9 protein-coding genes are annotated in these 9,517 nt (G+C 63.9%); 6 read left to right on the forward strand and 3 right to left on the reverse strand.

Annotation, left to right across the window (positions count from 1 at the left end):
* Positions 1–240: septal ring lytic transglycosylase RlpA family protein (locus tag EN742_RS13465; protein WP_128332900.1), on the reverse strand; the 240-nt coding region annotated here is incomplete at its 3' end.
* Between the two features lie 309 nt (positions 241–549).
* Between EN742_RS13465 and EN742_RS13470 the strand changes: the two genes are divergently transcribed.
* The 6 genes from EN742_RS13470 (at position 550) to EN742_RS39345 (ending at position 7,541) form a co-directional block, all read left to right on the forward strand.
* Positions 550–735, forward strand: coding sequence for a hypothetical protein (locus tag EN742_RS13470; RefSeq protein WP_126057308.1), 186 nt, complete (start codon positions 550–552; stop codon positions 733–735).
* Positions 736–950: 215 nt separating this feature from the next.
* Complete coding sequence (locus tag EN742_RS13475; protein WP_127405736.1) at positions 951–2,393, forward strand: pyridoxal-phosphate dependent enzyme; 1,443 nt, start codon at positions 951–953, stop codon at positions 2,391–2,393.
* On the forward strand, positions 2,390–3,565 hold the full coding sequence (locus EN742_RS13480; protein WP_126057306.1) for a cystathionine gamma-synthase: 1,176 nt from the start codon (positions 2,390–2,392) through the stop codon (positions 3,563–3,565). The genes EN742_RS13475 and EN742_RS13480 overlap by 4 nt, the downstream gene beginning before the upstream one ends.
* A 138-nt stretch (positions 3,566–3,703) precedes the next feature.
* On the forward strand, positions 3,704–4,813 hold the full coding sequence (locus tag EN742_RS13485; protein ID WP_127405737.1) for a hypothetical protein: 1,110 nt from the start codon (positions 3,704–3,706) through the stop codon (positions 4,811–4,813).
* 157 nt (positions 4,814–4,970) lie between these two features.
* Positions 4,971–6,212, forward strand: a complete 1,242-nt coding sequence (locus tag EN742_RS13490) for a D-amino acid dehydrogenase (RefSeq protein WP_126057304.1) — start codon at positions 4,971–4,973, stop codon at positions 6,210–6,212.
* Between the two features lie 39 nt (positions 6,213–6,251).
* Positions 6,252–7,541, forward strand: coding sequence for a hypothetical protein (locus EN742_RS39345; protein ID WP_245455296.1), 1,290 nt, complete (start codon positions 6,252–6,254; stop codon positions 7,539–7,541).
* Positions 7,542–7,676: 135 nt separating this feature from the next.
* Here EN742_RS39345 and EN742_RS13510 read toward each other — a convergent pair whose 3' ends face one another.
* Together EN742_RS13510 and EN742_RS13515 are read right to left on the reverse strand one after the other, a co-directional pair.
* Complete coding sequence (locus tag EN742_RS13510) at positions 7,677–7,982, reverse strand: UBP-type zinc finger domain-containing protein (RefSeq protein WP_126057302.1); 306 nt, start codon at positions 7,980–7,982, stop codon at positions 7,677–7,679.
* On the reverse strand, positions 7,982–9,517 hold a 1,536-nt coding region (locus EN742_RS13515), incomplete at its 5' end, for an FAD-dependent oxidoreductase (protein WP_128332901.1). The genes EN742_RS13515 and EN742_RS13510, both read right to left, overlap by 1 nt.

The raw sequence follows: 9,517 nt of genomic DNA on the forward strand, positions 1-9,517 counted from the left end.
AACCACGACGCTGCGACCGTTGTTCTTGTTGGTCACCTTGAGCTTGGTGCCGAAGGGCAAGGTGCGGTGCGCGGCGGTCAGCGCCGACGGGTTCATGCGTTCACCGGAAGCAGTGCGCGAGTGCAGCGCATACCAGGAGGCGCGGCCGCATTGGGCGGCGGCGGAGGAGGTGGAGGCGCCGACCATCAGGCCAGCCGCTACCGTTACCGCGACAAGCGCGGTTTGCTTTGTCTTCATCATCTTTGGGGAATGGCTCCGTTTGGACAGACCCCAGCCGTTATGAAGCAATTAAGGCAGGAAATGCGGCCGTCATCTGGCGGTTCCATGGCAATGGCACACGTTTGGAGTCGCCGGGAAACAGTTTGTCATGAGTCTTCCCGCCTTGCGCGGCGTATTCTCGATGATCATTCGCGCCGGTCTTCTGGCCGTGTCTGGCTGGATCGGGCATCAATACGCAAGTACAGAGGGACACGATTGGATCGCTTCCTTCCGCTCTTTCATTGCTGCCGTGACTGAGTTGACGATCGACTTGCGAAGGGAATTCCACCGATGCGATTGATGCGGTTTGTGCTGGCCCTGATCGTGCTGGCGATCGGCCTGCTCTGGTCCCTTCAGGGCCTGGGTCTTGTCCGGGGAAGCTTCATGACCGGCCAGACGCAATGGCTCTATATCGGAATACTGACGATGCTGGTGGGATTGCTCGGGCTCGGCTGGGCGATCCGCTCGCGCATCTGAGCAGCCAGCATGGAACGAGCGCTGGCGATCCTTCTCGCATGAATCTTCGCGACGAGCCGAAGCCCATCCAGGATCCTCGGATCAGGCCCGAGGATGACGAACGCAGCGGGAGGAATTTCATTCCCCGTCTGGCCACTTGATTGGCACGGTCTATCTTCTTTCCGGCTGCGATCGGCTGGAAAAGACGCTAGGTTTTGACCAATGGAGCGCCTGACATGAGCGAGCACAGGAAAGCCGCACCCGCCAGTGCCCCGCCCGAGAGCACCCTCTCCCGCCTGCGTCCGCCCTATGCGTCGGTGCTCGACCTGATCGGCCAGACGCCCATCGTCGAGCTGACCAAGTTCGACACCGGCAAGTGCCGGCTGTTCATCAAGCTCGAAAGCCAGAATCCCGGCGGCTCGATCAAGGACCGCATCGCGCTGTCGATGATCGCCGCCGCCGAGCGGCAGGGCAAGCTCAGGCCCGGCGGCGCAATAGTCGAGGCGACCGCCGGCAATACCGGCCTTGGCCTTGCCCAGGTCGGCATCCCCAAGGGCTACCGCATAATCCTCGTCGTCCCCGACAAGATGTCGCGCGAGAAGATCCAGCATCTGCGCGCGCTCGGCGCCGAGGTGCGCATGACCCGTTCCGATGTCGGCAAGGGTCATCCCGAATATTATCAGGACATGGCCGAGAAGATCGCCGCCGAAACGCCCGGCGCCTTCTATGCCAACCAGTTCGCCAATCCGGCCAACCCGCTGGCGCACGAGACCACCACCGGCCCGGAAATCCTCGCCCAGCTCGACGGCGATGTCGACGCGGCGGTGGTCGGCGTCGGCTCCGGCGGCACGCTGACCGGGCTCGGCCGCTATTTCGCGAAACATTCGCCGAAGACCGAGATGGTGCTGGCCGACCCGGTCGGCTCGGTGCTGGCGCCGCTGATCAAGACCGGCAAGATGGAAGAGGCCGGCAGCTGGACCGTCGAAGGCATCGGCGAGGATTTCGTACCGCCCAATGCCGACCTGTCGCTGGTCAGGAAGGCCTATTCCATCCCCGACAAGCAGAGCATGCTGGCGGTGCGCGATCTTCTCTCCCGCGAAGGCATTTTGGCCGGCTCCTCTTCCGGCACGCTGTTGTCGGCCGCGCTCCGCTATTGCCGCGAGCAGACGGTGTCCAAGCGGGTCGTCACCTTCGTCTGCGACAGCGGCAACAAGTACCTGTCGAAGGTCTTCGACGATTTCTGGCTGGCCGAGCAGGGCCTGGCCGAGCAGGAACAGCATGGCGATTTGCGTGACCTCGTCATGCGTTCGCACCGCACCGGCGACACGGTCTGGGTCGGCCCCGAGGAAAGCCTGCTCAATGCCTATGGCCGCATGCGCCGCTCCGATGTCTCGCAACTGCCGGTGCTCGACAATGGCAAGCTGGTCGGCATCGTCGACGAGGGCGACATTCTGGCCAAGGTCGACGGCCCCTATGACGGTCGCTGGGACCGCTTCAACGGTCCGGTGCGCACCGCCATGACCTCCAATCTGCACACGCTGCAGGCCAATCAGACGCTCGATGCGCTGCTGCCTGTCTTCGACCGTAACGAGGTCGCCATCGTCTTCGACGGCGAGGAGTTCATCGGCCTGATAACCCGCATCGACCTGATCAACCATCTGAGGCGCCGCGCAAGATGACCGTACACGGAACACCGGGCAAGAACCGCCTGGCCTTTTCGACCCGCACCATCCATGGCGGCCAGAGTCACGACCCGACGACCGGCGCGGTGATGGTGCCGATCTACGCCACCTCCACCTACGGCCAGCAGTCGCCCGGCGTGCACAAGGGGTTTGAATACGCCCGCAGCCAGAACCCGACCCGTTTCGCCTTCGAGCGCGCCGTGGCCGATCTCGAAAGCGGCACCAAAGCCTTCGCCTTCGCCTCCGGCCTGGCCTCGATCTCGACCGTGCTGGAGCTGCTCGATGCCGGCGCCCATATCGTCGCCACCGACGACATCTATGGCGGCACGTTTCGCTTGCTGGAGCGGGTGCGCAAGCGCTCGGCCGGGCTGCAGGTCAGCTTCGCCGACTTCACCGACCTTGCCGCCGTCGAGGCCGCCATCCGCCCGGAGACGAAACTGCTCTGGGTCGAGACGCCGACCAACCCGCTGCTGCGCATCGTCGACCTCGAAGCGGTGGCGGCGCTGGCAAAGCGCAAGGGCCTGCTCACCGTCGCCGACAACACTTTTTGCAGCCCCTACATCCAGCGCCCGCTCGAGCTCGGCATCGACATCGTCGTCCACTCGACGACGAAGTACCTCAACGGCCATTCCGACATGGTCGGCGGCGTCGCCGTGGTCGGCGACAACCAGGATTTGGCCGACCGGCTGAAATTCCTGCAGAACGCCATCGGCGCCATCTCCGGCCCGTTCGACTCCTTTCTGGCGCTGCGTGGCATCAAGACACTGGCGCTGCGGATGGAGCGCCATTCCGCCAACGGCCTGAAGATCGCCGAGTGGCTGGAAAGTCGTAACGACGTGCGCCGCGTCATCTATCCCGGCCTCGCCAGCCACCCGCAGCACGAAATCGCCAAACGCCAGATGCACGCCTACGGCGGCATGATCTCGGTCGATCTCGACCGCGACCTTGCCGGCACGAAACGCTTCCTCGAGCGCACGCAGCTGTTCACGCTGGCCGAAAGCCTCGGCGGCGTCGAAAGCCTGATCGAGCATCCCGCGCTGATGACGCACGGCTCGATCCCGGCGGAGAAGCGCGGCGCGATCGGGATATCGGATTCGCTGGTCAGGCTCTCGGCCGGCATCGAGGATGGGGATGATTTGATCGCGGATTTGGAGCAGGCGCTGGGCTAAAGGAAGCGCTCGGAGCATCGGCACACCTCTGCGTTATGCCAGCGCGATCATCAGGTCGGCGAATATTTGTCGGCAGCCCTTGCAAACAAAGGTGGAGTGATGCCTTAATACGTAGTTGCTCATCGGGGGGAGGGTAATTTGGCTAAGCTATGGATAAGCTTCTTTTGCTCACTTTTGTGGCCTCTTTCTAGCAGTGCTTTCGCAGCCGACTGCGACACAGCTCTCGTCATTGCTACCTACAGCAAAGTGGATTTTGCGTACAGCGACTGGCGTTCTGCAAGGAACGTCAGCCAGGGCCAGTACGATACTATAAAGCAGTCTGCTGGCGCGAACGCCGTGATATATGGCGTTCCTATGGGAGCCGATTGGAGCAGATTTCAGCAGAATATTAAGACGCTGAGCAATAACAGTAACGAATCGCTCACTAAGCAATCTTTCACGAACATAGCCTGGACGGGCCTCGACGATAATTCATTGGCGGCATATCAGGCGTGTCTTAAAGAAGAGGCTGCTTCTCAGCGCAGAGCAGTGTCGATCATTCCCGAGAGAGCCACGAAAAACGAGGTGACCTTCAGGGTTATATACAATCCTTCCGGCAAAATGCCGAACCCGATCAAAGTTAAGTGGTCTGGTAGTGCGGCGAAGCGCGCCAAAGGGCTTCCCAAATCCCTGACTGCCGACACTCAACTCATCACGGTAAGGCGCCCGAAACCAGGCGGAGACGACGAGCAGCTAATTGTCAATGCTGCCGCAGCGGGTGCTGGCGACGTAGTTGTTTTGACAGCCCTCCCGAAGACGATTCCCCCGGAGGACCGTCTCGCTGCGGAGTGCAACATTAGCGAAACATCCGACCCGTTGCCTAGTTTTGGCGTCCCAGGCTCTGCGAATTGGGCCTGCCCTCTTCCGACACAAGCCGGCCAATACAGAGTGACCGTAAGCATCAAGCCGACGGCGGATTCGCCCCTACGCGCAAACTACTCGCTGGCGTTGGTCGTTGCGAAGCTGAACGGCGAGTCGGCTACGCTTGATATTACGCAAGCCAATCAGATGGATACCATTGAGGGACCCAATCTGCTCAATCCTAATTTCTACAACAATGGGGGGACGTATTCATTGCCGGCAGGCAAGGTAACCTTTCAGGTGAACGTAAGCTCTTCGGCGAATCACTGTTGTTTCGACACTTCCGGTGGCCGAGATGGAAACTTCACGATGCCGAAGGCGGTCACTTTGCGACTGGAAAAGCTGTAGCGCACTCTGATACAGACGACCCACGGAAGCACGAACCGACCAAATTGTGTCGGTCCAAGTTAGTTGCTGGGCCACGCCAGCCAGTCTGGCGGCTTCCTCCTTTGCAAATCCCGATTCCTCACTAAACTGCCCCCGCTTTGCGATCTCCGGAGGCGTCATGCGCGTGATCGTGCTGGGTGGCGGCGTGGTTGGCGTCACCACCGCCTACCAGCTGCAGAAGGACGGGCACGAGGTGGCGCTCATCGAGCGCCAGCCGCAAGTCGCCGCCGAGACCAGCTGGGGCAATGCCGGCATGATCGCGCCCGGCCATTCCTTCGTCTGGTCCTCGCCGAAAGCGCCGATGATCCTTTTGAAATCGCTGGTGCTGAAGGACCAGGCGCTGCGCTTCAGGATGTCGGCCGATCCCAGGCTCTACAGCTGGTCGTGGCGCTTCCTGATGGAGTGCACGGCGGAAAAGGCCAGGCGCAACACGCTGCTCAAGCATCGCCTTGCCGCCTATTCGCAGAGCGTGCTGCGCGAGGTGATTGCCGACGAGGCGATCGACTACGATCGCAACGATCGCGGCATCCTGTATTTCCACCGCAGCCAGCAGGCGCTCGACAAAGGCGTCGAGCATATGAAGCTGCTGGAGTCTGACGGGCAGGAGATCAGGCTGCTGGATCGCGAGGGCGTCGTGGCACTCGATCCGTCGCTGGCCTCGGCGCGGGGAAAGATCGCCGGCGGCATCTATTGCCCGACCGACGAGACCGGCGACCCGGCGAAGTTCACCCGGGCACTGGCGGCGAAGATCGCCGGGCGCGGCGGCGAAATCCGCACCGGCACCACCATCACCGGCATCGAGACCTCGGGCGACGGCGTCGCGCAGGTGCGGACCGACAAGGGCGTCTTCAAGGGCGATGCCTATGTGCTGGCGCTCGGCTCCTACAGCCCGCTGATCGCCAAGGCCGTCGGCATCAGCCTGCCGATTTATCCGATCAAGGGCTATTCGCTGACCATTCCCATCGGCAATCGCCCGCAGCCGCCGACCATCGCTTCAGTCGACGAGCACAATCTGGTCGCCATTTCGCGCTTCGGCGACCGCCTGCGCGTTACCGCCACGGCCGAATTCGCCGGCTACGACACCGGCCACAGACCGGCCGACTTCGCCTTCATGAAAGGCGTGACCGAGGAGCTCTACCCGGAAGGCGCCGATTACGACCGCGCAGAGATGTGGGCGGGCCTCAGGCCGATGACGCCGAACAACCTGCCGGAGTTCGGACAGCAGCGGCTGCGCAACCTCTACCTCAACACCGGGCACGGCCATATCGGCTGGACCATGTCGCACGGCTCGGCCCGCATCACCGCCGACCTGATCGGCGGGCGCCGGCCGGCGATTTCGATGGATGGACTTTTGAACTGAGAGCAGGATCGATCCCGCTCTGACAAGAAAGGGAACGCCATGTCCGCCAACCTTGCCGCCGCGCCCCTCGCCGCTTCGGAACCTGTCGATCTCGGCGTTCTGCCCTCGGAGATCGACGGCGGCCTCGCTTCGCGCGCGGCGATCGGGCTTGCGATCCTCGCCACCGACCAGACGCTGGAGCACGAGTTCCGCGCGCTGGTGCGCATTCCCGGCGTCGCCTTCTACGAGGCGCGTCTCTTCAACGACAACGACATCACGCCGGAAACGCTGCGCGCCATCGGCCCGCGCATCGCGCCGACCGTCGACCTGATCCTGCCCAGCATCCCGCTCGACGTCGTCGGCTTCGGCTGCACCTCGGCGACCATGACGCTGGGCGAGGAAGCCGTGTTCGCCGAGATCCGCAAGGCGCGGCCCGGCGTCGCCTGCACCACGCCGGTCACCGGCGCGCTCGCCGCCTTCAAGGCGCTCGGCGTCAGGGGCATCGGCCTGCTGACGCCTTACGCGCCCGAGATCAACCGGGGCCTGGTCGCCTATTTCACCGGCCGGGGCCTCGACATCGCCGCTGTCGCCACCTTCGACCGGCGCGACGACCGCGAGGCCGCCCGCATCTCGCTCGCCTCGATCGAGGCGGCGGCCGAGCGCATGGCCGCGGTGCCCGGCGTGGACGCGATCTTCATCTCCTGCACCAGCCTGCGCGTCGCCGAGGCCGTTGCGGCGCTGGAGCAGCGCATGGCATTCCCGTCACCTCGTCCAACCACGCCATGGCCTGGCACTGCCTGCGGCTTGCCGGCATCGACGACGTGGTGCCGGCCGGAGGCAGGCTGTTTGCCCTGCCGATCAGTTGATCCGGTTGGCCGAGCTGAGCATTGGCGCCAACAGCGTGCAGCGGTCTTGTCGACACGAACTTTCGCGCCGCGGCAGACCGTTCGAAATTCGCGAGTTAACGGATTCGGAAGGGGTTGTTTAACGCTTCGCTACTATCTCCCGCCTCGGGAGGCAGGACAGAGTGAGCGCGATGAACGACGACCCCGAAAAACGCAACGAATGGCGCGCCATTTTCTACGTCCAGGCGCGTGTCGCCATGCTGTTTGTCCCGATCATCGTCAGCCTTCTGATCATCGGCGCGCTCGCCGGCAACAACCGCGATCCCGGCGCCCTCGACCGCACCGTCACCAGTTCGGTGAAGTAGGGCGGTTTCGTCGCGAGATTGTTATTCATCCTTCCAAGGCAGAGGGCGTTCATCGTTTTGCGCAATCTCTCGTTGGGCTTCGGAGGCGCATCAAGCTGGACGTCAAACTGAGCGTAGGCTGCTGGCGTGACCGTGATTAGCGTTCGCTCAATCACCTCTCTCGGCTCGATGCGAGCGACGGACAGGCTCTTGCGGGCTTTGTCTGGAAGCTTGGCCTTCATCACGTCATTAAACCGCCATCGACATGTTCCGCCACCTTGGCCGGCGCAAAAAACTCAAACAAACTTCGGGATCGGCCCGTTCTGCGGCGTCGTGCGGTCGCCAAGGTCGATGAACACCTCGTCGACATAGCACCATGCCCAGCCTTCCGGCGGGTCGTAGCCCTCGATGACCGGATGGCTGGTGGCGTGGAAATGCTTGGTGGCGTGGCGGTTGGGCGAGTCGTCGCAGCAGCCGACATGGCCGCAGGTGCGGCAGAGCCTGAGATGCACCCACCACGATCCGCTCTTCAGGCATTCCTCGCAGCCGAGCGCGCTCGGCGTGACGTCCTTGATGTCGCTCGTGTGCCGGCATTCGTCCATTACGATCTCCTCGCCGGTTCGGATTGAACGCCGCCGCCGTTCTGCGCAAGATAGGCATGCAGCGCCGCCACCACCTGGGCGCCCTCGCCGACGGCGGCGGCGACGCGCTTGATCGAGCCGCAGCGAACGTCGCCGATGGCAAACACGCCACTGCGGCTCGTCTCCATCAGGCCATGTCGCGGCGCTACCTCCGCTCCGGTGCGGACAAAACCCTTGGCGTCGAGCGCCACGTTGCATTTCGCCAGCCAGTCCGTGTTGGGGTCGGCGCCGATGAACAGGAAGAGATGGCGGATCGGCCGCGTCGTCTCGGCGCCGGTCGCTCGGTTGCGCCAGCGCACCCGCTCGAGGTTGCTCTGGCGACCTTCCAGCGCAACGATTTCGGTCTCGGGCAGCACTTCGATGTTCGGCTGCGCCTGGATGCGCTCGACCAGATAGCGCGACATGGTCTCGTGGAGGCTGCCGCGGCGCGCCAGCAGCGTCACCTTGCCCACCTGGCTGGCCAGGAAGACCGCCGCCTGGCCGGCCGAATTGCCGGCGCCGACCAGCGCCACCTCCTGATCCCGGCAAAGCCGCGCCTCGATCGGCGACGCCCAATAGTGCACCGACGTGCCCTCGAACTGCGCCAGATTGGCGACATCGAGGCGGCGGTAGCGCGCCCCGCTGGCGATCACCACCGTGCGCGTGTGCACCGTCTCGCCATCGCCGACATCGAGCCTGTAGCCGGACAGGTTGCTGTCGCCGCTGAGCAGCTTTGCCTCGTCGGGGATCACCATTTCGACGCCGAACTTCTGCGCCTGGTTGTAGGCACGCGCCATCAGCGCCATGCCGGTGATGCCGGTCGGGAAGCCGAGATAGTTCTCGATGCGCGCCGACGCCCCCGCCTGCCCGCCGAAGGCGCGGCAGTCGAGCACGATCGTCGACAGCCCTTCGGAGGCTGCGTAGACCGCAGCCGCCAGTCCCGCCGGCCCGGCGCCGACGATCGCCACGTCGTAGACCTTGCTGGCATCGACGGGCCGCAGCAGGCCGACGCAGCGGGCGAGGTCGCTTTCGCCCGGATTGTGCAGCAGCTTGCCATTGGGACAGAGCACGATCGGCAAATGATGGGGATCGACATGGAAACGCTCGGTCAGCGTCCTGGCGCAGGGATCGGTGTCGGAATCGAGCGCGCGGTGCGGCAGGCCGCTGCGGGTGAGGAAGCCCTGCAGCCTCAGCACGTCGCCATTGCCGGAAGGGCCGATGATGATCGGTCCGCTGATGCCGCTTTCCAGGAGGCCGACGCGGCGCAGGATCAGCGCCCGCATGATCCGCTCGCCGAGGTTGGCCTCCTGCACCATCAGGTCGCGCAGCCGCTGCGAGGGGATGACGAAGGCTTCGACAGGCTCGGTGGCTTCAGCATTGACCAGCGACGGCCGGCTCGAAAGCTGCGCCAGCTCGCCGATGAAGTTGCCGGCGCCGTAGGAGATGATCGCCTCGCGCGGCCCGAGCCCGCCGGCCTGATCCTCATCCTGTCCGGCAAGGTCGAGATCACGCAGGCC

Source organism: Mesorhizobium sp. M4A.F.Ca.ET.020.02.1.1 (genome assembly GCF_004022645.1).
GTDB lineage: Bacteria > Pseudomonadota > Alphaproteobacteria > Rhizobiales > Rhizobiaceae > Mesorhizobium.